The 24638-nt window shown below is 38.3% G+C and carries 23 protein-coding genes and 1 tRNA gene; 2 read left to right on the top strand and 22 right to left on the bottom strand.

Features of this window, described 5'->3' with window-relative positions:
* Nucleotides 1-17 precede the first annotated feature (17 nt).
* The 5 genes from ACZ42G_RS01780 to ACZ42G_RS01760 form a co-directional block, all read right to left on the bottom strand.
* Nucleotides 18-947 carry a quinate 5-dehydrogenase gene (locus ACZ42G_RS01780; RefSeq protein WP_085112750.1) on the bottom strand — a complete coding sequence of 310 codons (930 nt, stop codon included), beginning with the start codon at nucleotides 945-947 and terminating at the stop codon, nucleotides 18-20.
* Between the two features lie 4 nt (nucleotides 948-951).
* Nucleotides 952-1476: a hypothetical protein gene (locus tag ACZ42G_RS01775; protein WP_013787090.1), complete on the bottom strand. Its 525-nt coding sequence runs from the start codon at nucleotides 1474-1476 to the stop codon at nucleotides 952-954.
* A gap of 103 nt (nucleotides 1477-1579) precedes the next feature.
* Nucleotides 1580-1804, bottom strand: coding sequence for a hypothetical protein (locus ACZ42G_RS01770; RefSeq protein ID WP_085112751.1), 225 nt, complete (start codon nucleotides 1802-1804; stop codon nucleotides 1580-1582).
* A gap of 13 nt (nucleotides 1805-1817) precedes the next feature.
* On the bottom strand, nucleotides 1818-2987 hold the full coding sequence (locus ACZ42G_RS01765) for a Ger(x)C family spore germination protein (RefSeq protein WP_464851141.1): 1170 nt from the start codon (nucleotides 2985-2987) through the stop codon (nucleotides 1818-1820).
* 30 nt (nucleotides 2988-3017) lie between these two features.
* On the bottom strand, nucleotides 3018-4538 hold the full coding sequence (locus ACZ42G_RS01760; protein ID WP_464851140.1) for a spore germination protein: 1521 nt from the start codon (nucleotides 4536-4538) through the stop codon (nucleotides 3018-3020).
* Between the two features lie 101 nt (nucleotides 4539-4639).
* On the opposite strand from ACZ42G_RS01760, the gene ACZ42G_RS01755 reads away from it, so the two are divergent.
* Nucleotides 4640-5776 carry a GerAB/ArcD/ProY family transporter gene (locus ACZ42G_RS01755; protein WP_464851139.1) on the top strand — a complete coding sequence of 379 codons (1137 nt, stop codon included), beginning with the start codon at nucleotides 4640-4642 and terminating at the stop codon, nucleotides 5774-5776.
* On the opposite strand, the gene ACZ42G_RS01750 is transcribed toward ACZ42G_RS01755, so the two are convergent.
* The 9 genes from ACZ42G_RS01750 to ACZ42G_RS01710 form a co-directional block, all read right to left on the bottom strand.
* Nucleotides 5777-6550 (bottom strand): type III pantothenate kinase, encoded by a 774-nt coding sequence (locus ACZ42G_RS01750; protein WP_085112755.1) that lies wholly within the window; start codon nucleotides 6548-6550, stop codon nucleotides 5777-5779.
* A 50-nt stretch (nucleotides 6551-6600) separates the two neighbouring features.
* Nucleotides 6601-7101 carry an ECF transporter S component gene (locus ACZ42G_RS01745; RefSeq protein WP_274893905.1) on the bottom strand — a complete coding sequence of 167 codons (501 nt, stop codon included), beginning with the start codon at nucleotides 7099-7101 and terminating at the stop codon, nucleotides 6601-6603.
* Between the two features lie 127 nt (nucleotides 7102-7228).
* Nucleotides 7229-7609, bottom strand: coding sequence for a biotin/lipoyl-containing protein (locus ACZ42G_RS01740; protein ID WP_464851138.1), 381 nt, complete (start codon nucleotides 7607-7609; stop codon nucleotides 7229-7231).
* 15 nt (nucleotides 7610-7624) lie between these two features.
* A complete protein-coding gene (locus tag ACZ42G_RS01735) occupies nucleotides 7625-7783 on the bottom strand; it encodes a hypothetical protein (protein ID WP_168170193.1) in 159 nt (52 codons plus the stop codon).
* A gap of 25 nt (nucleotides 7784-7808) precedes the next feature.
* Nucleotides 7809-9359 carry an acyl-CoA carboxylase subunit beta gene (locus tag ACZ42G_RS01730; RefSeq protein WP_274893903.1) on the bottom strand — a complete coding sequence of 517 codons (1551 nt, stop codon included), beginning with the start codon at nucleotides 9357-9359 and terminating at the stop codon, nucleotides 7809-7811.
* 141 nt (nucleotides 9360-9500) lie between these two features.
* Nucleotides 9501-9866 (bottom strand): hypothetical protein, encoded by a 366-nt coding sequence (locus tag ACZ42G_RS01725; protein ID WP_350494262.1) that lies wholly within the window; start codon nucleotides 9864-9866, stop codon nucleotides 9501-9503.
* Nucleotide 9867: 1 nt separating this feature from the next.
* Nucleotides 9868-11535, bottom strand: coding sequence for a formate--tetrahydrofolate ligase (locus ACZ42G_RS01720; protein WP_464851136.1), 1668 nt, complete (start codon nucleotides 11533-11535; stop codon nucleotides 9868-9870).
* Nucleotides 11536-11552: 17 nt separating this feature from the next.
* Nucleotides 11553-12935: an ATP-binding protein gene (locus ACZ42G_RS01715; RefSeq protein WP_274893900.1), complete on the bottom strand. Its 1383-nt coding sequence runs from the start codon at nucleotides 12933-12935 to the stop codon at nucleotides 11553-11555.
* Nucleotides 12936-13107: 172 nt separating this feature from the next.
* Nucleotides 13108-15024 (bottom strand): right-handed parallel beta-helix repeat-containing protein, encoded by a 1917-nt coding sequence (locus ACZ42G_RS01710; protein ID WP_464851134.1) that lies wholly within the window; start codon nucleotides 15022-15024, stop codon nucleotides 13108-13110.
* A gap of 119 nt (nucleotides 15025-15143) precedes the next feature.
* On the opposite strand from ACZ42G_RS01710, the gene ACZ42G_RS01705 reads away from it, so the two are divergent.
* The gene (locus tag ACZ42G_RS01705; RefSeq protein WP_274893898.1) at nucleotides 15144-15899 is read left to right on the top strand and encodes an AraC family transcriptional regulator; all 756 of its coding nucleotides are present in this window, start codon (nucleotides 15144-15146) and stop codon (nucleotides 15897-15899) included.
* Between the two features lie 93 nt (nucleotides 15900-15992).
* On the opposite strand, the gene ftsH is transcribed toward ACZ42G_RS01705, so the two are convergent.
* The 8 genes from ftsH to ACZ42G_RS01665 form a co-directional block, all read right to left on the bottom strand.
* Nucleotides 15993-17768 carry an ATP-dependent zinc metalloprotease FtsH gene (ftsH, locus tag ACZ42G_RS01700; RefSeq protein ID WP_240495846.1) on the bottom strand — a complete coding sequence of 592 codons (1776 nt, stop codon included), beginning with the start codon at nucleotides 17766-17768 and terminating at the stop codon, nucleotides 15993-15995.
* A 128-nt stretch (nucleotides 17769-17896) separates the two neighbouring features.
* Nucleotides 17897-18442, bottom strand: a complete 546-nt coding sequence (gene hpt, locus ACZ42G_RS01695) for a hypoxanthine phosphoribosyltransferase (protein WP_274893897.1) — start codon at nucleotides 18440-18442, stop codon at nucleotides 17897-17899.
* Nucleotides 18443-18454: 12 nt separating this feature from the next.
* On the bottom strand, nucleotides 18455-19837 hold the full coding sequence (gene tilS, locus ACZ42G_RS01690) for a tRNA lysidine(34) synthetase TilS (protein ID WP_464851132.1): 1383 nt from the start codon (nucleotides 19835-19837) through the stop codon (nucleotides 18455-18457).
* Nucleotides 19838-19846: 9 nt separating this feature from the next.
* The gene (locus ACZ42G_RS01685; RefSeq protein ID WP_464851131.1) at nucleotides 19847-20686 is read right to left on the bottom strand and encodes a protein kinase domain-containing protein; all 840 of its coding nucleotides are present in this window, start codon (nucleotides 20684-20686) and stop codon (nucleotides 19847-19849) included.
* Entirely contained in the window at nucleotides 20686-21375 is a 690-nt protein-coding gene (locus tag ACZ42G_RS01680; RefSeq protein ID WP_464851130.1) for a vWA domain-containing protein, read from the bottom strand. Before ACZ42G_RS01680 ends, ACZ42G_RS01685 begins: the two co-directional genes overlap by 1 nt.
* Nucleotides 21376-21436: 61 nt before the next feature.
* Nucleotides 21437-23788: a stage II sporulation protein E gene (gene spoIIE / locus ACZ42G_RS01675; protein ID WP_464851129.1), complete on the bottom strand. Its 2352-nt coding sequence runs from the start codon at nucleotides 23786-23788 to the stop codon at nucleotides 21437-21439.
* Between the two features lie 155 nt (nucleotides 23789-23943).
* Nucleotides 23944-24018, bottom strand: a tRNA-Glu gene (locus ACZ42G_RS01670).
* Between the two features lie 60 nt (nucleotides 24019-24078).
* Nucleotides 24079-24627 carry a class I SAM-dependent methyltransferase gene (locus tag ACZ42G_RS01665; protein ID WP_233432531.1) on the bottom strand — a complete coding sequence of 183 codons (549 nt, stop codon included), beginning with the start codon at nucleotides 24625-24627 and terminating at the stop codon, nucleotides 24079-24081.
* Nucleotides 24628-24638 lie beyond the last annotated feature (11 nt).

Here is a 24638-nt window from a genome sequence, read left to right as displayed (position 1 = left end):
TCCTTTCAACAAAATATTTACTTTTCTATTGAGGCTTTTTCACCGTTTAGATATTCTACCCTCGGCTCAAAGCCAATCTTATCGAGAAGCATATTGTAATCATCCGGTTTCATCTCAGATGGACTTTTGCCTGATAGCGATACGAGCACAGCTTCCATTACATTGGTGCCAAACGACCTTCCATTTAGATTTGGTGTCGTTGTGATAAGAAGCTTGACACCTCTATCTTTAAGCATCTTTACATCATCTTTTGTGACAGTATTTGTCACGATAATTTTGTCTTTCAGATCGTCAGGCATGTACTTTTTGACAAACAAATAATCGCCTGCTATTATGTCAGCTTCTTTATAGAATTTTTCGTACTTTCTGCCGTCTATTGAAAGCTGCTTATCTCCTGTAGGGTACAACATTTCAAATGGCATCTTCACTATTATAGGGGCTATAATGGCTGCCAATCCATAAAGAAGTTTAAGTGAATGAAGTGGTATCGGCACACCTAAGGCAAATATCATATCGCCAAGCGTCAAATCAGCCCCATACTCATGAAATGTCTGAGTCATGCCGAACCGATCCATCGCACTCACTATGAGAACTTTCTTGCCTTTTATGTCCACTATGTTGTTGTCATGTATGTATTTTATTACCCTTCTTTCAAGCGTATTCTTAAGGCCAGAACCATCTACGATTGGCGATATCTTAGCAGCATTTTTAAGTGGAACCGCATCTTTTATGACATACCTTCTCTCTCCGGCATACAGGTACAAGTCTATGCCGCCCATGCCAAATGCATCGACTTTCCCGTCAAGCTCTTTTATAAGCTCTATGGCTTTTTTCATATCGCCATCTGTGCCAATTCGTTCGATTATAAACTTTTCTCCTAATATCTCCGTCTCTACTCTGTTATTCCTTGTTGATGAGCCTATGCTTACGCTGACTACTCTTTTCACAAGATCATCTCCTTAAAGTATCCAAAATCTCAATTATGAGTTCAGGCTTTACAAAGACATCCTCTGTTATTGGAGAATGCCCTATGTTGACGCAAATCACTTCTTTGTCAAATATGGCTTCCATCAAATTTGTCCTTTTGTCAGAGCCAAGAAATATAATCGTGTCGTAAGACTGTACCTTTGCGATTATGTCCATAACCATATTAAAAAGCTCTGCACCCGTCATATTATCTGCAATGCCAAGGCGCTCTTTTTCAGACAAAAGCAAGATAAAATCAATGCCATAATCTTTCAATAATTTTTCAATTTCTTCTTTATTTTTAATTGGAAATCCTATTACCGCAATGTTTCCTCCTTTTCTCACCTCGCCTATGTTTTCCAACCTTGATATAAAGCTTCTATCGACTTTAAACTTTGACGCCGTCTCTTGCTGTGAAAAACCATTAACTCTCATTTCGATCATTTTGTCTATGATGTTGTGAAGCTTTTTGGTGTTTATTATCTTCTCGCCTATTTTTACAAAATCCATATTAACCATCCTTTATGTGCACAAATTGTGCTCATACTATTTATAATTCTACTACTTCCTGGCATATATTTCAAGATGGTTTTAAGGCAAATGAAAAATTACTTCATTTGCCCCATATTTTTTCTATAGGCTTCATAAGCATCTCAATGAGCTTATTTGTGGCGGTAATTTTTACATCGAAAGCAACTAACAAATTAAGAGTATATCCTATTGCAACAAGTATAAAAAACACTACCACTTCTTTTGTCTTTTTCTTCTTTATAAGCCCAGGCACTTCCATAAATATTACTATCAAAAATATTAACGTTATTCCCAATGCGTTTAACATACATAACCCTCTTTTACCTTGGTTCAATTGGCTTTGAAGTAAGTCCAGACCTCTTTAGTGTGGCCTTCACGCTTACATTCACTTTTACGTTTGGATAAATCTCATCCCATCTGTCCTTCAATTTTTCCCACACTTTAGGATATTTTTCTTGAAGCTTCTGTCCGAACCCTACAGAGTCAACCTTGTACTTCTTCTGGACTGCATTTAAAGCGTCCAAGACTTCGCCTTTTACCTTCTCTTGCTGCAGATCTTCAAGGCCTTTTATCATCTTAAGGTCTGTAAGATTGTACCTTGAATTCTGTTCTATCATGTTTGAGTCAAAATTGATCTTTACATCAAATGAGACATCTTCGCCATTTACTTTTGGAGTGATAGAAGAATTAGCTTTTATTATAGTAAATGAAATGTGAGTCTTATCTCCCTTTGGTCCTTTATCAACAACAAGGGATGTATTTTTAATCAAGTTGTCCATCCACATTATACCTTTTGTCTCTTGTTCCGACAAAAGCCCTACCATCTTATCGTACTTAAATGCTGCAGCACCTACAAACCTGGCGTGCTGCGGCTCACCATCCTTCTTTACAATCTCTAATCTACCTACTATAGGCTGTACCTTTTCTGTCTCTAAAGTCTCTACAAAGTGGTTTATATCGCATACATAGGCTGAAGATGTGTTTTTTTGGTTTTGAATCATGCCCAGAATTTCTCGATACGGGTACTTTTCGACATTCTTTGACAATTTCATAAGGTCATCGAGAGTTCCTCCGGATACCACCACCAGATAAGATGTCCTTCTAAACTCGGGATTCCTGGTGACAAAGTCCAGCATGCTGTAAATACCCGATCTTGCCAAGTTTTCACCTATGAATATTATTTCATTGTGCTGGAGAAAAAGCGTCCTTGAAAGTTCTGTATTGAAATTCGAAAATGCCTTTGCGAAGTCGACACCTCTTGAGCTGTACACCTCATACGGCTTTCCTGCCGCAGCACCACCTCCACCACCGCCAGAGCTTGTAGCTAAATTTGCCGGCTTCAAAACTTGTACAGTGATGTTGCACATCTTGTCTTTGTCTATATCCATTCCTATGCCTTGCACAAATGCCAGCTCATTTATCTCCCTTTTGTCCCAGCAGCCTGTAAGAAGCAATGATAGTATGACAAACAAAATCAAAACTCTTTTCATAAACAATGCCTCCCCAGATGTTGAAAAAATTCAACCTCTTGTGTAATTCTGCCTCTTTACATTTCTTCCAGCTACCTTATGTGGCCTGAATATCTTCGCCCACCATGGTATCCTTATAAACACGTCATTTAGCTCTCTGGTGTTGGAAGGTGTAATTGGCGACAAATACGGAACTCCAAATGACTCCAACGATGCCAAATGCGCCAGTATCATCATAAGCGCCATTATTATGCCAAAAAATCCTAGTGTACCTCCGACTAATAGCATGGCAAACCTTAAAAGCCTAAATGTTATGGCTATATTAAATGCAGGTATTGAGAATGAAGCTATTCCTGTCAATGCAACGACGATTACCGTCGCAGCAGACACAAGGCCTGCCTGCACTGCCGCCTGACCAATGACCAAAGCGCCTACGATGCTTACAGCTTGGCCAACCTGCATTGGAAGCCTTATTCCTGCCTCTCTCAATATCTCAAAGAAGAATTCCATCAAAAATGCCTCCATTAGAGTCGTAAATGGCACTCCTTCTCTTTGGGCTGCGATAGATATAGCCAAAGGCGACGGTATCATTTCCTGATGATACGTTACAGCCGCCACGTAGATAGATGGCAATGTAAGCGACATAAGCATTGCCGCAAGCCTCAACACTCTAAAAAGAGTCGATATATAGTACCTTTCGTAATAGTCCTCTGCTGACTGGAAAAATTGGACGAAAATCGTCGGCACCACCAACACCTCTGGAGAACCATCCGAAATGATAGCAACTCTCCCTTCTAAAAGCTCTGCAGCAATTTTGTCTGGCCGCTCTGAATGCTCAATCTGAGGAAATGGTGAAAACGGATTGTCCTCTATCATTTCTTCCAGATATCCGCTGTCAATGATTCCGTCCATGTCGATTTTGCTAAGCCTTTTTTTTACTTCCTCAACGACTTCATCTTTCGCCACATCTTTAATGTAAGCTATCGCAACATCTGTCTTGGTGTACTTGCCGATTTTTAAAGATTCTATGACAAAATTAGGGTTTTTTATTCTCCTTCTAAGCATAGAAGTATTAACCCTAAGTGTCTCCACAAAAGCCTCTTTTGGTCCTCTTACGACAGCTTCAGTGGTAGACTCAGATACACTTCTCTGCTCCCAACCTCGCGTACTTATCACAATGGATTTGTCTACGCCATCAACAAAAACAGGCGTATCGCCGCTTAAAATGCTTTCTACCACATCCCCAAACTTTTCTACTTCCTTTAGGTCTGCCGTTGTTATGAAGTAATTTAAAAGGGACTCGTAGACGTTTTTTTTGCTTAAATAATTGTTGTCTAACTTTCTGCTTTCCAATGTTATAGGCTCCATTATATTGTTGTTTATAAGCGCCTTGTCCACAAGCCCATCAACACAAACCAAAAAGCCTTTTACCTTTTTTTCTCCTATACTAAATTCCCTGAAAATCACATCACTACTTTTGTCCAATAGCGTCTTTAGCACATCTATATTTTTATCGATATCATCGTACAACCCCATTTCTTTATAATTTTCCACCAAATAAGTTCTGTCCATAAAAACCATCTCCAAATTTATTATTCCAAAAACACATGTAGAATATAATTGGCACATAAATCAAATAATATTTCATGTATAAACATTTTAAGGAGAAGAACATGTTCAGGAATATATTGAGTTATGAAACAACAACAGAAAAAAAGATCTCGCCAAAGCAATTCATATACTTGATAGTATCAGTTGTACTGTCTACAGCAACGATATTTTTGCCATCTATTGTTGCATCAAAAGCTGAACAAGATTCTTGGATGTCTGTAATAATGGCGACAACATTCAGCATCCCTGTATTCTGCTTATATTACGGCATATCCACCATATTTAAAGACAAAACCCTATTTTCTTTTTTGGAAGATATTTTTGGAAAAATCATAGGCAAAATAATCGCTTCTCTTTACCTTTTATTTTTCATCCACTTAGCTGTAATAATGCTTAGAGAGCTTTTTGAAATCATGAGAGGTGCTTTTATGCCTAAAACACCACCGATAGTCTTTTCACTTGCATTGATGATTGTGGCATCATACGCTGTCACAAAAGGGTTTGTAGCAATTGCCAGAATGAATGAAGTGGTATTTCCTTTTGGGATGGGACTTTTAGGATTCGTCATTTTTTTCTCAATGCCTTATGTGAAACTTGAAAATTTTCTTCCCATCTTGGCAAACGGACTATTGCCACCCATGAAAGGAGCTTTGCCACTTATATCGTGGATGCTGGAAAGCGTAATAATATTAGCTATATTTCCACACATATCCGACAGCAAAAAAGTCTTAAAAAGCGGCGTAATATCTCTTTTATTTATCTCTTTTGCGCTTATGCTGGGTGTACTTGCAATAGGAATATTCGGTTCTAAAACCACTGCAGACTTTAAATTCACTGCACTGGAAATGACCCGCACCATAAGGCTTAGCAACTACTTCGCAAGGCTTGACTCTATAATAATGGCTATCTGGGTAGAAGGCATTTTCATGAAAATAACGGTTTTTACTTACATAATCGTGAAGGGATTTTCAGATGTGTTAAACTTCGAAGATTACAGATTTGCTGTGCTTCCAATTGCAGCCATAATGATCCCAATGTCCGTATTCGTATCGTCAAATGTAGATGAACTGTACAATTTTCTGAAAGACAAATTTTTCTACGAAACAGTCATTTTCGAAGTCATATTACCTCTGTTTATATTTTTTGTTGCAAAAATAAGAAAGCTGGACAAAAAAACAAATGTCCAGCAAAAAAAGTAATCACAATTTTTCTATGTTCCGCTCGTATATTATCCTAAGCCCTTCCAAAGTCAACATGTCATTTACCGTATTTATAACCTTTGATTCCTGTGCAATCAGCTTTGCAAGACCACCTGTCGCTACCACATAGGCGTTTTCCGCAAATTCCTTTTTCATCTTAGCGACGATGTAATCCACCATGCCTGCATGGCCATAAATCAATCCTGCCTGCATGCTTTCAACGGTATTTTTGCATATCACCTTCTCAGGCTTTACAAGCTCTATCTTAGGAAGCTTTGCAGTCCTCTGAAAAAGAGCATCGGCCGATATGATAAGTCCTGGTGCTATAGCGCCGCCTAAATACTCACAGTTTTTAGAAACGGCGCAAAAAGTAGTGGCTGTGCCAAAATCTATTATTATGACAGGTCCCCCGTACAGTTCATAAGCTGCCACAGCATTTACGATTCTATCTGCACCTACTTCTTTTGGATTGTCGTATTTTATATTTATACCTGTCTTTATCCCTGGACCTACCACCAGTGGATACACATTGAAGTATTTTATAGTCATGGCTTCCAGCGTGTGCATTATAGGAGGCACAACAGAAGATATTATGACGGCATTTATGTCGCTTAAATGCATATTTCTGTACTCAATAAGTTGTTTTATCAATATTCCATATTCATCAGACGTCTTCGACTTATCTGTTGAGATTCTGAATGAATACAAAAGCTTTTTCCCATCGTATACGCCTAAGACGATGTTTGTGTTTCCAACATCAAAGACCAACAGCATTTAGATACATTCCTTTCATGCTATATTATAAAGCAGGCATATAGCCTGCTTTATTGCTTAATATATCTTTTTACAGATCTTACAATGATTGTTGTTAGAATAACTGCGATGACAACTTCAAATATTGTATTTTTAAGCACCACCATAAGTGCGACTTGCACTGTCAAATACTTCTTTAAAACAGCTAATCCCAGCACGCCAACTGTATTTGTAAGAGTTCCTGCAACCGCTGCAATACCGGAACTTTTCGTTAACTTATACGTGTAATACGTTACAATTCCGATAAGCAGCCTCGGCAGTATCGCCACAAGAGGGTCTGCAAAAAGCGGGGTATTCTGCCTTATAAAGCTGGATACGCCGAAGATAAGCCCTATAAAAGTGCCTACATAAGGTCCTTCTAATATAGAACCTATTATAGTTGGTATGTGCATCGTTGTGGCATTGGCAATGCCTAATGGTATATAACCTAAAGGGGTTGTAGCCATTACGATAGATATGGCTGATAACATACCAGCAATTGTAATCTGCCTCACACTAAGCTTTGAAGCCATATTTACACCTCCAATCCAGTTCCATTTTGGATACCGGTCGAACTATTGCAATATTTTAATATGTCCAGCTCGTAAGATGCCGGCAAGATAATTCTACCAAAAAAGCGGATGTATATCAAGCATTGCATCATTTCACGTACAAAAGCACATCGCCTGTATTTACAGAAGCGCCCTTTGAAACATTTATTGATATTACTGTACCGTCGTAGGGTGATGTGATTTCATTTTCCATCTTCATGGCTTCCAGTATTAAAAGCACATCGCCTTTTTTGACTGCCTGTCCTTGGTTTACTTTGACATCCAGTATAGTACCAGGCATTGGTGCATTGATTGGGAAACCGTCTTTGACTTCATTTTTGACTTCCACCGGTGTACTTTTTGCATTTACCTTTACCTCACTTTTAGAGGCAGTTTCTTCTTGCGATTTTTTCTCGCTTGCAATATCTTTTACTTCTTCCACTTCCACATCGTATTTTTTCCCATTGACAGTCACTATAAATTTTCTCATTTTCATCCTCCTAATCTATCTCATCTGACTGTAAAGGCCAGCTTTTCTCCATTCCGGCATATTTGAATCGGCTCTCTTTATTGATTTTATGCGAAAATTCTTTGCATACTGACCAAACGCCGCATAAATCGCAGCTTCAATGACAGCGACTATTTCTTCATTTATCTCTTCCATTCTTCCACTTCCTTTAAATGCGATTTTATACAGGAAAATTGCCATGCTTTTTGCTTGGCCTTGATTCCCTTTTGCTCATAAGCATATCAAACGCTGAGATGAGACGTGGTCTCGTCTCTTGTGGCAGAACTACATCATCTACATATCCTCTCGCTGCAGCTCTGTATGGATTTGCAAAATTCTCTCTGTACTCATTTATCTTCTCATTTCTTGCAGCGATTGGATCATCAGATGATTTTATCTCATTCTTAAAAACAATATTTGCCGCTCCATCAGGTCCCATAACCGCTATCTCGGCAGTAGGCCATGCCAAAACAAAGTCAGCCCCTAAGTCTTTACTGCACATCGCAAGGTAAGCACCGCCATAAGCTTTTCGCACAATAAGAGTCACTTTTGGCACTGTAGCCTCAGAGTAAGCGTACAACATCTTAGCGCCATGGCGTATTATTCCACCGTACTCTTGATTCGTGCCAGGCAAAAATCCAGGGACATCCACTATATTGAGAAGTGGGATGTTAAAAGCATCGCAAAACCTTATAAACCTTGATGCCTTGTCAGATGCATTGATGTCAAGACATCCAGCCAAAACTTTAGGCTGATTTGCTATTATCCCTACTGTCCTTCCATTAAGCCTTGCAAATGCTGTTATTATGTTCTGCGCATACATTTCCTGTGATTCAAAATACACGCCTTCATCCACTATTTCCGAAATGAGTTCCTTCATATCATAAGGCTTATTTGGACTATCTGGTATTATCTCCACAAGCTTATGGGATAATCTGTTTATATCATCATCTGTCGCCAACTGTGGCGGATCTTCCAAATTGTTTGATGGAAGATAACTTAATAGCTTTCTCACCATCTCCAAACACTCTTCGTCGTTTTCAGCTCTAAAATGCGCCACACCGCTTTTTGTGCTGTGAGTAATCGATCCCCCAAGCTCCTCTGCAGAGACGTCTTCCCCTGTCACAGCTTTTATTACCTGCGGCCCAGTTATAAACATCTGGCTTGTCTTGTCTACCATGAATATAAAGTCAGTAAGAGCAGGCGAATAAACTGCACCTCCAGCGCTGGGCCCCATTATCACTGATATTTGCGGTATTACGCCTGATGCCAGCGTGTTTCTGAAAAATATGTTGCCATATCCCGATAAAGCATCGACGCCTTCCTGTATTCTGGCGCCTCCAGAATCATTTAACCCGATGAGTGGCGCACCCATCTTTAAAGCCATATCCATTATCTTTGTGATTTTCTTTGCATGATACTCGCCTAATGATCCTCCTAAAACCGTAAAATCCTGTGCATACACGTAGACAAGCCTTCCATCTATCGTCCCATACCCTGTCACTACGCCTTCGCCAGGTATCCTTTGCTTTTCCATGCCAAAGTCAATACACCTGTGCTCAACATAGGCATCTATTTCTACAAAGCTATCCTCATCTAAAAGCTTGTATATCCTCTCTCTTGCAGTAAGCTTCCCCTTTTGGTGTTGTTTCTCTACTTTATCTAAACCACCGCCTTCTAAAACCATCTCTCTTCTTCTAAGAAGGTCTTCAATCTTATCATCTATTGACATCAATTTACCTCCTTTGTATGTTACTAACTTCTAATATATCATATTATGACCTAATAATAAATATCCTTTTAAGCTTTTACTCTTAAAAATATTTAAAAGCGGATGAAAGAAGTTTTTCTCAAATCCGCTTTTTAGATAATTCTATTTCATTAAATCTTTAATACTTTTAGACACTTCTTTTACAACATCATCAAGTCCAAAATATCCTTTTTGCATTTTAAGCTTTGACAAAAGCCTTAAATACTGTTTTAGAGTCCCCATAATGACCACCTGAGAGCTTTCGATGCTCATGTTTACGCAGCCTCTCTCCACTGCCGCTTCTCCGCCTAAAGCTAACATCTCCTGTTTTATGATGTTGGCAGCCGCTGGATGGACGTCATAAAGCTTTACGACGCAAAACACGGCTTTTGGAGCCATCATGGATACAGAAATGTCTTCAATGTGAAGCTTTTTCAATTCGTCTTTAGCCTGACTTAAATTTTGTATACTAAGCATCTCACTTTTCATATCAAAATAGACCTTTAATGTTGCCCTCCTCATCTATATCCATCTTTTCTGCCGCAGGCGACTTAGGAAGCCCTGGCATCGTCATAATATCGCCCGTCATTGCAACTATAAATCCAGCTCCAGCAGATATGTTTAATCTTTTTACAGTAATGTTAAATCCCTTAGGTCTTCCTAAAAGCTTCGGGTCATCTGACAGTGAATACTGAGTCTTGGCAACACATACAGGAAGATGGCTAAGTCCCAATTTTTCTATGTTTTTAAGGTCTTTTACAGCTTCTTTAGTGAACTCCACGTCATCCGCGCCGTAAATCTCCCTTGCTATGGTTCTAATCTTATCTTCAATAGATGTGTCCAGTTCATATATTGGCTTAAAATCAGACTCTTTTTCACTTGCATCAATCACTTTTTCTGCCAACTCAATGCCGCCTTCGCCACCTTTTTCCCAAACTTCTGCCAAAGCCACCTCTACGCCTAAATTGCTGCAATACCTTTTTACAAACTGGATTTCCCTATCCGTATCGTGCGTAAACTTGTTGATAGCGACGACTACTGGTATTCCATACTTTTGCACATTTTCTATCTGCTTTCCAAGGTTCTCTATGCCTTTTTCAAGTGCATCAATGTTTTCTTTTGATAACTCTTCCTTTTTAAGTCCACCGTGCATCTTAAGAGCCCTTATGGTCGCCACAACTACAGCAGCGCTTGGCTTTAATCCTCCATACCGGCACTTTATATCAAAAAACTTTTCTGCCCCTAAGTCAGCACCAAAACCAGCCTCCGTCACAAGGTAATCTGCCAGCTTTAATCCATATCGCGTCGCTATTATGCTGTTACATCCATGGGCGATATTTGCAAAGGGGCCTCCATGTATGAATGCAGGAACATTTTCCAAAGTCTGCACCAGATTAGGCTTAATAGCATCTTTAAGCAAAAGTGCCATTGCACCATCGGCTTTTAAATCTTTGGCTGTGACAGGATTGTCGTCCTTGTCGTAGCCTATTATGATCTTGCCCAATCTTTCTTTCAAATCTTTAAAATCTGTTGCAAGGCACAAGATGGCCATTATCTCTGATGCCACAGTTATTATGAAGCCATCCTGCCTCGGATATCCATTTGCTTTCCCTCCAAGCCCTACGACGATTTCTCTTAAGGCCCTGTCATTCATATCAATTGCCCGCTTCCACGTAATGCGCCTTACGTCGATATTTAGTTCATTTCCTTGATGTATGTGGTTGTCAATCATGGCAGATAACAGATTGTGGGCAGAACCTATTGCATGCATATCACCTGTAAAATGCAAATTTATATCTTCCATAGGTACCACCTGCGAATAGCCTCCACCAGCAGCACCGCCTTTTATTCCCATACAAGGGCCTAATGACGGCTCTCTTAAGGCTATTGCAACCTTCTTTTTAAGCTTATTTAAGGCTTGTCCTAAGCCTACTGTTACAGTAGATTTTCCCTCACCTGCAGGTGTAGGGTTGATAGACGTAACCAAAATGAGCTTCCCATCTTTTCTGTCTTTTATCTTCTCCCAAAGCTTTTGTGAGATTTTTGCCTTGTAATTTCCATAAAGTTCTAGATAATCTTCATCTATTCCTATCTTCTCACCTATATCAGCTATATGCATCATTTTGGCTTCTTGCGCGATTTCAATGTCTGTTTTCAAATTAATCCCCCCAGTCATTATTTTTTAAGCTCCAAGTATATATTCACAATCGTCCCAGTGCCTTTTTTGCTGAATATCTTTAAGTCACCACCGTACTTATTGAGAATGTTTTTGCTAATAGATAGTCCCAAACCTGTACCGTCTTTTTTTGTAGTAAACAAAGGCACCATCACTTTTTTAAGTGTTTCTCTGTCGATTCCACCGCCGTTATCTGCTATCTTTATTATAACCTTATTTGTGTAAGAATTAAATCTAGTCGTTATCCATATCTTCCCTCCAGAGCCGATAGCCTGAAAAGAATTCTGAAAAACATTTAATAGCACTTGCTTTAGTTGGTTGTTTTCTATCTTCACCATCGGAACTTCTCTCAATTTTTTTATTATTTCGATTTGCCTATGTTTTGCTTCTGCTTCAATTAAGATCATGTACTTTTCAATAAGCTCGTTTAAGTCAATGCCTTCATCGGGGCTATTTCTAACTACGCCTAAATAACTCATCACCAAATCTATTATTCTATCTGATTCGCTTATGATGGTGTCAAAAAAAGAAGCATTCGCTTTGTCTTTAAGCTGCATAAGCTGCAAAAATCCTTTTATAGATGTGATGGAATTTTTTATCTCGTGAATCAGCGACACAGCCAAGCTTCCCATCAAGTTGAATTTTTCACTTCTTTCGATGATCTCTCCGAATTTCAGCTTATCTGTAACGTCTTTCACGATGATGCATAAAAAGTTATCGTCGTAAGTGTCTGCTACCTCCATAGACAAAAAACGCCCACTGTCTTTTATATTGTAAACGACGATCTTATTGCTTACTATTTCGTCAAAGTTTATCTTTTCATCTAATGATTTCAGCACTTTTTCTGCGTCTTTGCGATAGGCCTTTTTATAGTCTAAACACATAAGCTGGCAAGCAGCCTTGTTTATATACTCTATGCGCCTTCTCTTATCCATAAGCAAAATACCCGTATCCACCATGTCTACAAGCTTAAACCTATTGTACAGAAGATCCAAATACGCGTTTACGTCTCGCATAGTATCTAACTCACTTTTTACAAAATTAAGGGTGGAAATGATGCAAAGCTTTCTCCCATCATCGGAATTCAAAAAATTATCCACCATCTTAAATCTCAATGTAAAACCATATCTGGAATTCAAAGTAATATCATATATGTTTTCATCCACTTTCTTAGCTTCATTAAGAAAGAAGTTTTTAAAAAAGAAATCGTAATTTCCCCCTATATCATCGTGATTAAATCCCAATAATCTTAAGAGAACTTTGTTTATATATATCACTTCACCGTCAAAATTTTTTAAAATAGTAAATCCTTTTAGTCCATCGACTAAGTCAAATATCCAATTGTAGTTAGGCTCCTTCGATGACCTTATCATTTTGTCCATGATAATTCCTCTTTTCTTTAGTATAAGTTTTATGGCGACACTTATATATTTTGACATAATTGTCAAAAATCCTTCTTATTTTGACAAACTTTTTCGATATTTTATAAAAATTTTTATATATAAAAAAATAAGCCTTATGCCTTTATCACAGGACATAAGACCTCACTCAATATTACCAAACCTTTATGTAATTATCACCTTTTTTCAAAAGCGCAATTGGACCTATTGGACCATCTCCCCGCTTTTTCGCATCTAAATAGTCAGTATCCAAAACCAGCTCTTTGCCATCTGGAGTTTCATACTCCGCATCCACAATCCTCACTCTTTCCAATGTCTTTGTCGAATGGATATCTCCTACAATATTTTCGAATTCATCTGGCAATTGCAGTGAAAGGTAGACTTCATCTCCTTCATCAATGATGGCAAGTTTGGGGTCGAAGTCCTTTTTAACAAGATTGTCTTTTTCTTTCTCAAATGGCTCTGCACCATTGAAGTATGCATTTTTATTGATGTAGACCGGTTGTTCCACTCGCTCAAATCTTTCTAAATCGCCAGGTACTTCATTTACCTTTTCAATGTACTCCTCTAAAGACGTTGTATAGTTGTTGTAATGAGAAGTTCCCACATTTTCTAATCCATCTTTTCCTATGAAGATATTGTTGTAGAATCGATCATCTCCCCCGTATACAAATGCAAATCCCGCAATTTCAGTGCTGTGTGGAAGATGGTATTGAGTCGAGCGGTTTAGCACTTTTCTCTGATTCATCTTGCCTGCGATTAAATTGTTTATATACGCTCCACCTTGTGACATGTTGTCTATAGCATACTCAGAAGCTAATATATTGTGATCAACAACATACGGCCCATGGCTTACTTCAACAAACATATCTCTGTTATTATTGTAAAACAAATTTTTGCTGACTCTTGTCCCCTGTGCTTCCCAATCCAGCCATAATCCTAATGAGCAATCGTGAATACGGTTATGGTGAATCTGCACATCTATGGCCGCATGTAGCTTTATCCCTGCTATCTCATGGCCGTAGAATTCCCTTTTCAATGCGATGTTGTAAATATGGTTATTGTAAATTTCGCTAAAGACGCCTCCCAAGTGTCCGACGATGGCATTTTGTCCACAATCGTAGATCGTATTGTTTCGTATTATATGTGAACCTATCTTTTCTTTAGACCAACCATTCCTTTTTGCATTAAATACTGCTTCCAATTGATACTGGTATCCAGGCTTGTCTTTCCGTATAGAGCGATAATTGTTGCCTGTTGTAGCCTCTTTGCCGATGCTTATTGCGCTGCATTTAGCATCATGTATGATATTGTCCTCTATTATCCACCCTTTGCTCCAGTTAGGACCTATAAGCCCAGGCTGATCTGCTGTCGGGGGCGCCCACGGTGTTGCAGCATGTGCCATCTCGAAGCCTTTAACTGTAATATAATCTATGCCTGTTTCGACAGGATAAAAGCACGATCTTCTGACGTTTATCTCCACAAATTCTTCGTTGGGATCAGCACCTTGAAAATTAGCGTAAATCGTAGTCTTTTCCGAGTCTACTTCAGCATACCAAACGTACTTCGTTTGTTCTACATTGTGAACAGGTACAATCTTTTGGGTCCAGTGATCAAGGACTTCTGTCCTAACTTGTGGATTAAAAAGATCTTCATATCTCGTGACTTCATAAAACGACATGCCATTTAAGTATACATCCCCTAAGTGTTTTTTCTCATCAACCGTAAGCAGCCAATCTCCAAAAATTTCTTCTTTGTATGGATTGAATTCCCCAAAGAAAGAATTGGGCAACTGACATTTCCACACGTTTCCATCTACATGCTGCCAACTTTGAATCCTCTCTGAACCTTTTATTATTACTCTTTCACCTTCTGCCGCCTTGTAGGTAATCCTTCTTTTTTCGCTTAACCCTTTATACTTTGGTTTAACCCATTCCCGGTATACTCCTTCATGGACTATAATTGTGTCGCCAGCCATTGCAACAGACGCAGCCTTATTTATAGTCAAAAACGGATCTTTAAGCGTTCCTTTCCCTTCATCTGAACCAGTCTTAGCCACATGGTATTCCATTTCTAAAACCCCTCCTCTTTAAACGATTAATTCTATTTTAAGCAAATGCCTATTGATATATCTATGCAAAAAGTAGTATACTTTAAGACAATATTAGTGTTTTTTTAGGAGGGACTCTTATGGTCTTTTTTCAAAAGCATGGTGTAAATGAAAAAGATCTCTTCCGCTTTTTTTCACTTAAGAATTATCAATTTCCATATCATTTTCATAGAGCGTACGAACTTATATACTTAAATGACGGCCAATTATCTATCTCTATAGACAAAAAAGAATACATACTGAAGAAAAATGATTTAGCCTTTGTGTTTTCAAACCAGATGCATGAATTTAAGACAATCGATCGCTCTGATATAACAATCATCCTGTTTTCCCCAGAACTTATCGGAGATTTTTACATGAATTATAAAGGCATGATCCCTGAAGATAACATACTGCACTTGGATAACATCATAGATTTCAATAAGCTTGGTTCCATCTACGGTAAAAAAAGTTTTTTATATTCACTGTGCGATAAGTTAGTAAACCATACCTCATTCATTCCTTCAAGACAATCGACTAAGACAAAAGTTCTATACAAGATGCTGCTTTTTATTGAGCAGAACTATTCAAATGACTGTACATTAAAAAAGGCTGCAAAATACCTAAATTACGATTATCCATATTTATCAAAACTATTTATCCAGCAAATGGGCATGACTTTTACAGAGTATCTAAACAACTACCGCATTTCACAATCATGCTACATGTTAAAAAACAGCAACCTTTCTGTAAGTGAAATTGCATTTAATTGTGGGTACAACAATTTGAGGACATTTCACAGAAACTTCAGAAAGATGACAAATATGTCTCCGAAAGAATACAGAGAATTAGATTAATCGCAAAAGCAATATTAACTGATGTCTTAAAAAGTTTGAAAGCAATTCATGAAACTAAAAAAGACATACAAAGTAAATTGTATGTCTTTTAAGTTATGCTTCTTCGCTCTGATTCGTCTCATCTACATTTTCGCCATTAAAATACTTTTCAAATTCCTCTGCATTAAGTTTCTCTTTCGTCATCAAAGCCTGCGCAATTCTATGAAGCTTATCTATATTCTCTTTCAACAGTGTCTCAGCCTTGTTGTAGCATTCATCGATGATCCTCTTCATCTCTTTGTCGATGTCGTACTGAACTTCTTCACTGTAATTGCGCGTCCTGCCCAAATCTCTTCCAATAAATATTTCATCATTGTCTGTGCCAAAAGTCATAGGACCTAATTTCTCGCTCATGCCGTACTCTGTAACCATCTTTCTCGCTATGTTTGTGGCTCTTTCTATGTCATTTTGTGCACCTGTAGATATATCATTCAAGACAAGGCTTTCAGCTACACGTCCTCCCAAAAGGTGGACAATCTCATCCATCATCTCAGACTTGGACATGTAGTACTTGTCTTCTTCAGGAAGCAGCATTGTGTAGCCGCCTGCTCTTCCTCTTGGAATGATCGTTACTTCGTGTACAGGAGGTGTATTAGGAAGGAGTTTTGCAACAACAGCATGACCTGCTTCATGATACGATACGAGTTTTTTGTCTCTTTCTGATATTACCCTGCTTCTCTTTTCTGGTCCTGCTATTACTCTCGTAATAGCTTCTTCCAGCTCCACCATAGTTATCTGCTTCATGCCTTTTCTGGCAGTCAAAAGCGCAGCTTCATTCATGAGATTTTCAATATCGGCTCCTGTAAAGCCCGGCGTCCTTCTTGCCAAAACTTTAAGCGACACATCAGGTGCGAGAGGCTTGTTTCTGGAATGTACTTTTAAGATCTCCTCTCTTCCTTTGATGTCTGGAACACCTACAGTAACATGCCTGTCAAATCTGCCAGGCCTTAAAAGAGCAGGGTCAAGGATGTCTGGTCTATTCGTAGCAGCTATGACTATGATGCCTTCATTTACACTAAAGCCATCCATCTCAACCAGCAACTGATTTAATGTTTGCTCTCTTTCGTCATGTCCACCGCCTAATCCTGCGCCTCTATGGCGACCAACAGCATCAATTTCGTCTATGAAAATTATACAAGGAGAATTTTTCTTGGCTTGTTCAAAAAGATCCCTAACCCTCGATGCACCGACACCTACAAACATCTCCACAAAGTCAGAACCACTTATGCTGAAAAACGGAACACCAGCTTCACCTGCCACAGCCTTTGCAAGCAAAGTTTTACCAGTTCCAGGAGGTCCTACTAAGAGAACGCCTTTAGGTATACGAGCGCCTAAATCCAAGAATTTCTTCGGAAATTTCAAAAACTCTACTATTTCCTGCAGCTCTTCCTTTTCCTCATCGGCACCAGCTACGTCATTAAAAGTGACTCTCCGCTTATCGTCTGTTACCATCTTAGCACGGCTTTTGCCGAAAGACATGACTCTATTGCCACCACCGCCTTGTGCTTGTTGCATAAACACATACCACAAAACTACAAGTACAGCCACCATAAATAGCGTTGGCAAAAGAGAATACCACCAAGGAGCACCTTGAGGCGGTTCGCTCTTGACAACAAGTTTATTGTCCTTAATATATGGTGTCAAGAAATTCATAAACGACGTCACATCAGGCACGTTGCTGCTAAACTGTGTGCCGTCTTTCAAAGTACCTGTAATGCTTGTGCCAGAAATAGTCATCTCTGATACATTGTTTTTGATAATCTGGCTGTACAGTTCAGTAACGTCAATAGCCGCAGGTTGTTTAATATTATCAGTATACAATTGTACCATTGCATATAATGCGATAATTATAAGTATCCATATAACGATACCTCTGATCGTTTTATTCAAATATGGCCCTCCCTTCAAAGCCGTATCACTTAATTTATAATAACATATACCATATAAAAAAACAAATTTTAGCTGTACATTTCAGGTTTCAAAACGCCTATAAAAGGAAGGTTCCTGTACTTTTCATCAAAGTCCAATCCATAACCTACTACAAACTTATCAGGTATCTTAAACCCCACATAATCGACTTTTACAGATGCTTCTCTTCTCTCCGGTTTGTCTAATATTGTGCATATTTTCAAGCTTTTTGGCTTTCTTCCAAGCAGAGTTTCTCTCAAGTAAGACAGAGTTAAACCGCTGTCAATTATGTCCTCCACAATCAGGACATCTTTGCCTTCTATGCTTATATCAAGGTCTTTAATTATCTTTACTATTCCCGATGAATGTGTTGAGCTTCCATAGCTGGAAACAGCCATAAAATCAAGTGATAAAGGTAAGTCAATACACCTTGATAAATCAGCCATAAACATTATAGCACCTTTTAAGACTCCTACCAGCATCAAATTTTTCCCTTCGTAGTCCTTCGTAATCTGCCTCCCAAGCTCTTTTATCTTTTCTTTAAGCTCTTCTTCTGTGATCAAAATCTCATCGATGTCCTTTGATAAATTTTCCATCAAATTTCCTCCTTAATCTTGTTTAATATACTCTATAGACAATATTTTTTTTGTGCCATCGCGTACTTTGTACTTTTCAGACATTCTATGTCCCACAATCCACAAAATAGTGCTGCCAATAGCTAATAACGGTATCTTATCCCTCTCCTCTCTTGGGATTTTCTCATCGATAAAATACTCTTTAAGCGTCTTCGTCCCCTTCATGTTTAAAGGCGAGATGCGATCTCCAATTCTCCTATGCCTTACGACCACATCGCCATCAATTAGGTCGGCATCAAAAAGCTTATGGTATCTGCCTAAATTAAGGCTTTCAACTGATTCTCTATCTATTATCTCCGCCTTATATACGCCTAAACATCCACCATCTGTTATGCCGGGAATGTTAAGCTTAACTTCTTTAGAATCTCGTTTTTCATAAACAGCCTTTTTTCTGAATATAAGATTATTATAACTTTTTATAACTTCAATTTCAAAGGGTAAATCAATTTTCGACGATGTCTGCTTGTCCATAAGATCTAACACATCTTCTACATGCTTAAATGCAAGTTGATTAAGATCTCCCTTTAGTTTCCTGTAGGCCAACCTTATGACCCTTCTTTTTATGGAACTGTGCAATTTTTTTATCTCATCAATTGGAAGTTTTAGCTTTCCTTCATCAATACCAGCAATATCATTAAATATTTTTTCAGACTCCCTATTTAAATAATCTTCATCATCAAGTACGATCTGAGATGTCTTATATAAATTTTCGACCACATCTACTCCAAAGTTTTCTTCCATGTACGGCATCAATTTAAGCCTTATCTTGTTTCTCCTGTACACATCTTTCTTATTTGTTGTATCTTCTACAAACTCTAAATTCTTCGAATTAAGGTAGTCAATTATCTCACGCCTTTTCGTCTGTATAAGGGGTCTTATGATGCATCCATTAACCGGCTTTATGCCTACAAGCCCAGTTGTACCAGCACCTCTTAAGATGTTTAAGAGAATTGTTTCGGCTACGTCGTTTTTGTTGTGGGCAATGGCTATTTTGTTTCCGCCAACTTCTTCAAGCACTTTATTAAAAGCGCTGTACCTTATTTCCCTTCCGGCAGCCTCCTCAGACAACCCCTTTTCTTCAGCGTATCTTCTGACATCTTCCTTAAATAAAAAAAATGGGATATCTATCCCCTTGCAGAACTCCTCAACAAACAGAGCATCACTATCTGCATCGGCTCCCCTCAGCATGTGATTGACGTGAACCACAAAAAGCTTAAGCTCATACTTTTCTTTTATCTCTAAAAGCAAATTAAGAAGGCAAATAGAATCAGGACCTCCAGATACTCCTATTACGATTTTATCGCCTTTTTCTATCATCTTATATTCTTTTATCGTCTTTTCAAAGCTATCTATCATATATATCCCCTACACCGCCAAAATCATAAGTACAACAAATATCATGCCAACTATGAAAAGCATGTAATTTAAATACATTGACGCCTTTTCACTAAAGCAGCCGTTTTTAAAATTGATATACAGTTTATTTATGTCATACGTGCCATTAAGCGCCTTCATTATGGCAATATAAAACTTTCCAAGCCTTGCTCTTGATTGCTTTAGCACTTCTCCTATCGTGTGGTAATCGTGTCTAAATGTCCTGCCCATTACAAGGCACACAAAAAGCATCCCTGCTTCAAACGACAGATACCCAGAATCTGCTTTTCTTAATCCAACTTTCCAACTGGCTCTGTCGAATTCAGGCGTAAATTCTTTTACGGCATCATCTTTAGCAGATGTTGAACCATAGTCAATAAGCACTATACGCTTTTTTATCTCATCTACCATGACATTGGATGGTTTTAAATCTGTATAAAAAACGCCTAATCGCTTTAATCCAATCAAAGCATCTAAAATTTCAGCAAATATGTATGAAGCACTCTCCAAATCAATGCCAGATTTAATCAATCTATCAAGGCTATATCCCTCTATGTATTCCAAAACTATATAATGATACATTTTATTATACAATAATGCATCATCTAAATCAAATACACGTGGAGCAAAATTGCAATTTTTCAATGACGTCAACACTTTGTGCTCTCTCGTTATGCTTATTAAGTCTTCACTTATCTTAAGCGCATATTTTGAATTTTCATCGTCGTGCACAAGGTATACGTAAGCTACACCGCCATGGCCAATTTTTTTCTCGACTACGTATTTCCGCCCATTGTGTATGCCTGTCAAAACATAGCCATTCTCAAGCATTAACCGATACCTCTTATAGATTCAACTTCTGCGTCAAAAAGCGATGCAGCCAGCCTTATCGCATGGTAAGTAGGGGTATTTCCACCAGCCTTTAAGTTTTTAAGATGAACTTCTATATCATTTATCTTCGATGTAAATTGGCATATAACCTTTGCATAAGCGTCATCGCCATCTGGAAATCCTATTAGGCAAAACTGGCTTTTGCCCTTTCTCGCTTTCATAGTGCTTAGAAGATCGCTTATTCCATTCACCGCTTTTTTCAATTTTCTTGCCATGCTTCCACTTAAGTCCAGCAAAATTGCACATCTTATGTCTGAAATATCCAAAAGTTTATCGATGTATTCTACGATTTGAGACCGCAATACGGGATGGAGTCCTTCTATGTTTTTCCCTATTAGTTTCATCAATTCGCTATCTAATGCATCGTATAAAGTTTTTTCGGCTGATTTTTGCGTCACCGCCGATAAAGACCTTATAAAATCATCTGAGTAAATTATGTCATACACGCCGCCACCGGAACTTGCAATATCTTTTATCTCATTTATGGACAAATTGCCGTCGTCTACGATGCCTATGGAGCTTACTCGAATTCCCTTTCTAAATGCCAAAAAAGCTGCATCAGCCGGATTTCCACCAACGTTTGATTTGCCGTCTGTAACGACGATTATCTGGTTTATCAAAATCTCCAAAATCAAATCCCTCCATAAGATTTTTTATTATTTTTGCCATCTTATGGAAGGATTATTCAATTCACAATCGCCTTTTCCAAACTTTTACCGTAAGCACTGTCATGTCGTCTTTAGGCTTGTTTTCACAAAGTTCAAGACATTTCTTCATTATAGCTTCAGCCATGTCCTGAGGATCTTTCATATCAAGGTTTCTTAAAAATCTTGCCATGCTTTCTTCTTTATTGCCATCAAAGCAGTCTAATACACCGTCTGTCGTCAAAATTACAAAGTCACCGTCTTTTAACTTCCTATCGTGGATATCTGCATCGACGTCTTCCAAAATGCCGATGGGCAATGAACTGGATTCAATCACATCCACATCTTTTCCGCTCTTTATAAACGTGGCTGAGGCGCCGATCTTTATAAACTCCGCATCTCCCGTAAACAAATCTATAAATGAAATATCGACTGTTGAGAACATCTCCTCTGCTGACCTTAATGCCAGAATAGAATTTATAGTTTGTACAACCAATCCTTTGTCGAATCCCGCCTCAATGAATCTTTCCAGCAAAGATATTGTCGTACTGCTTTCAGAAGCTGCTCTATAGCCGAAGCCCATTCCATCGCTTAATGCTGCCATGTACTTTCCGCCTTCTAACTCCATGAAAGAATACGTGTCACCAGATATTTTGTTAGCGCTTTTACTGATTTTGCTAATGCCTGTGGAAACTTGATAGCTTTCAGCTCTCGTAAGAGTTAGGCTGCATCGCCCTTTATTGTTTATAGAGCACAAAGTATTTTTCCGCTCGTACTTCTCCCCCATAATCTCAGATACGGCCGGGATAACTTTTTTCTCGCATTCTTTAGCTGCATAACAGGCTTTCTTGTATATCTTTATCACCACATTTCCGTCTCCCGCATCATATACTATGGCATCGTCTACAGGTATGCCCCTTTTATCCAATTCTACAAGCAGATACTGTTCAAGATCGTCTTTGAAAGTGATGTCCATGCTTATATCGTCAGCCATGTTTGATATAACAGACGAAATGCCCTTCAACTGATTCGAAACAATGTTTTTAGCGTCTTTAAGCCTTTCCCTCCACTGCATGTTTATCTTATAAAGCATGAGGTTGTGCTTTGTGCAGTTAAGAAGCTCTGGAAATCTTATGCACTTTTTGTAAAGCTTATTGCCTTCTACATTGCCTGTGCCTTCCAGGCTTTCTACTAAATCAAACATACTTTTATACGTAAAATAAAAGTCTTTATCCCAGCACATTTTGTACATAGCACAATCAGTACAAGTCTTATTGGCTATTTCTTCAAAAAGATATGATATGTCCTTGTGATCTAATATCTTTTCATTGGCTTTTTTAAAGCTTTTCCCTAACTCATCAAACACTTCAGCATATTCTTTTAATTTGTCAGTCACCACTTCTTTTAGCTTTACGCTGTAGCTTCGCTGTAGCAAATTTTTATCGCCTTTTACAATTGACACAAGATGATCTAATCTCTTTTTAGGGACAGATAAAAACACTAAAGAAGCTAAGGCAAAATCGTAAGGACTGATGATCATATTTGCAAATCCATTGACATAAAATGTCATAATGGCAGCAGCGGTGAAAAATCCCAGAGTGATTCCCAATCTACCAAGTTTTTTCATGCTTCCAGACAAAAGCCCTGTAAATCCGTATAAGCCTACAGATGTAGGAGTATTTGTAAGAGCGAGGCTTCCAATAAGACCAATGGTAGTTCCTACGCTGGCACCTGTGCCAACACCACCTATGTATGAACTAATCAGTATAGTAAGTATGCCAAATGAGCTATTTAAGTTAAATCTCCACACCTTTATATTGTCAAGCCCCAAGATGAAAATGCTAAGCAATATGCACAATGATATGATTTCTTCGTTTGATATGACTTTTCTGTTTGCGCTATTTAAAAGCAAAATTGCTTGATTAAATATGAATACCATCAACATGGCTATGACAGATTCGTAAATAGACGTCATTACATCAAACAGCAAAAATCCGTACGCTTTGCTGTAGATGAGATCTACTAAAAGCAGCGAGAAAAATGTTATCAATGCCACTTTAAAGATGTTTTTGCTTTTAACTTTTAATAGATGCTCAAAAGCCAATATCAGAGCCAAAACGATTAGATACTTGATGCTGTTGACACCAGGTAAAGACAATACTCCAAGGTAGACTCCAATTCCTGACAAAAAGTACTTTCTCTTTTGCATTAAGAGGGAAGCAAAATACGCCACACCAAACGGGATAAGGTTGTCCATTATTTGCGCGCGGCCAATGACAAAACCTATCAATGCAAAAACTAAGGCATTGAATATAAATCTTACATTGTCTTTTTGCAATTTTTCATTGCTTTCTTTCCTTCCTATCCTTGAGTAAGGAAGAATATCAGCACTCTGCATATTTACCACCACCATTTTTTTGATATGATTATATCATCCAATATAAGGTAAAATTTGTAAATATATGGTGGTACCTCAAATTTTTTTGACGACATTTTATATAAATAAAATAAAAAAAGCTACAATTTTGTAGCTTCCCTCGTAATATTCAAATTTGGTGACCCCGACGGGATTCGAACCCATGTTACCGCCGTGAAAGGGCGATGTCTTAACCACTTGACCACGGGGCCTAAGACATATCATATTTTATCATATTTTGTAGATTTGTCAACAATCAAATTTATCCTTATCTATCTTACCCCGTAAAATATGTCAATAAATTCTCCATTAGAAATCTCGCCTACAATATTATGCTTATCTTTAAGATAATTTACTACATCGTAAATGTCTATCTTTGCTTCATGATGGCTTCCTCTTTGCCTGTGAGATTCGGCAACTTTCTCCTTGCCTATATCATTAAGCTCTGTTATCAATATCTTGCCGCCTTTTTTCAGTACTCTCACCATCTCGTCAATGGCAACCTTATAGTCTTTCATGTGATGCATTGCATTGTAAGATGTGACAACCCCAAAAGATTCATCAACAAACGGCATCTTATGCGCATCACCATGTACAAACAAGACTTTGCCTTCCACATCTTCATTGCTGATGATTTCTTTAGCTTTTTTAAGCGTGTCAATATTGTACTCTAATGACACCACATTGTAGCCGTATCTGGCCAATGCATAAGCCATACGGGCTCTACCAGTGCCTACATCCAGTGCAAACACATGGCCTTCACCCAGTAGATCTAAAGCCCGTTTTAAATCTGATTCTATATCAATTGACAATTGTATCACCTCTAATGTTA

This window comes from Thermoanaerobacterium calidifontis (genome assembly GCF_055381745.1).
The sequence above is the reverse complement of the archived record's forward strand: the minus strand, read 5'-3'. Positions and strand labels throughout refer to the sequence as shown.

What these genes read in the sequence shown, in the direction of transcription:
- ACZ42G_RS01775 (WP_013787090.1), bottom strand. Translation starts at nt 1,476, where the DNA reads ATGGATTTTGTAAAAATAGGCGAGAAGATAATAAACACCAAAAAGCTT.
- ACZ42G_RS01765 (WP_464851141.1), bottom strand. Translation starts at nt 2,987, where the DNA reads ATGAAAAGAGTTTTGATTTTGTTTGTCATACTATCATTGCTTCTTACA.
- ftsH (WP_240495846.1), bottom strand. Translation starts at nt 17,768, where the DNA reads ATGGTACAATTGTATACTGATAATATTAAACAACCTGCGGCTATTGAC.
- ACZ42G_RS01770 (WP_085112751.1), bottom strand. Translation starts at nt 1,804, where the DNA reads ATGTTAAACGCATTGGGAATAACGTTAATATTTTTGATAGTAATATTT.
- tilS (WP_464851132.1), bottom strand. Translation starts at nt 19,837, where the DNA reads ATGATAGATAGCTTTGAAAAGACGATAAAAGAATATAAGATGATAGAA.
- ACZ42G_RS01760 (WP_464851140.1), bottom strand. Translation starts at nt 4,538, where the DNA reads ATGGACAGAACTTATTTGGTGGAAAATTATAAAGAAATGGGGTTGTAC.
- ACZ42G_RS01745 (WP_274893905.1), bottom strand. Translation starts at nt 7,101, where the DNA reads ATGGCTTCAAAGCTTAGTGTGAGGCAGATTACAATTGCTGGTATGTTA.
- ACZ42G_RS01715 (WP_274893900.1), bottom strand. Translation starts at nt 12,935, where the DNA reads ATGGACAAAATGATAAGGTCATCGAAGGAGCCTAACTACAATTGGATA.
- ACZ42G_RS01705 (WP_274893898.1), top strand. Translation starts at nt 15,144, where the DNA reads ATGGTCTTTTTTCAAAAGCATGGTGTAAATGAAAAAGATCTCTTCCGC.
- hpt (WP_274893897.1), bottom strand. Translation starts at nt 18,442, where the DNA reads ATGGAAAATTTATCAAAGGACATCGATGAGATTTTGATCACAGAAGAA.
- ACZ42G_RS01685 (WP_464851131.1), bottom strand. Translation starts at nt 20,686, where the DNA reads ATGCTTGAGAATGGCTATGTTTTGACAGGCATACACAATGGGCGGAAA.
- ACZ42G_RS01740 (WP_464851138.1), bottom strand. Translation starts at nt 7,609, where the DNA reads ATGAGAAAATTTATAGTGACTGTCAATGGGAAAAAATACGATGTGGAA.
- ACZ42G_RS01710 (WP_464851134.1), bottom strand. Translation starts at nt 15,024, where the DNA reads ATGGAATACCATGTGGCTAAGACTGGTTCAGATGAAGGGAAAGGAACG.
- ACZ42G_RS01755 (WP_464851139.1), top strand. Translation starts at nt 4,640, where the DNA reads ATGTTCAGGAATATATTGAGTTATGAAACAACAACAGAAAAAAAGATC.
- ACZ42G_RS01725 (WP_350494262.1), bottom strand. Translation starts at nt 9,866, where the DNA reads ATGAAAAGTGAGATGCTTAGTATACAAAATTTAAGTCAGGCTAAAGAC.
- ACZ42G_RS01750 (WP_085112755.1), bottom strand. Translation starts at nt 6,550, where the DNA reads ATGCTGTTGGTCTTTGATGTTGGAAACACAAACATCGTCTTAGGCGTA.
- ACZ42G_RS01730 (WP_274893903.1), bottom strand. Translation starts at nt 9,359, where the DNA reads ATGTCAATAGATGATAAGATTGAAGACCTTCTTAGAAGAAGAGAGATG.
- spoIIE (WP_464851129.1), bottom strand. Translation starts at nt 23,788, where the DNA reads ATGCAGAGTGCTGATATTCTTCCTTACTCAAGGATAGGAAGGAAAGAA.
- ACZ42G_RS01735 (WP_168170193.1), bottom strand. Translation starts at nt 7,783, where the DNA reads ATGGAAGAGATAAATGAAGAAATAGTCGCTGTCATTGAAGCTGCGATT.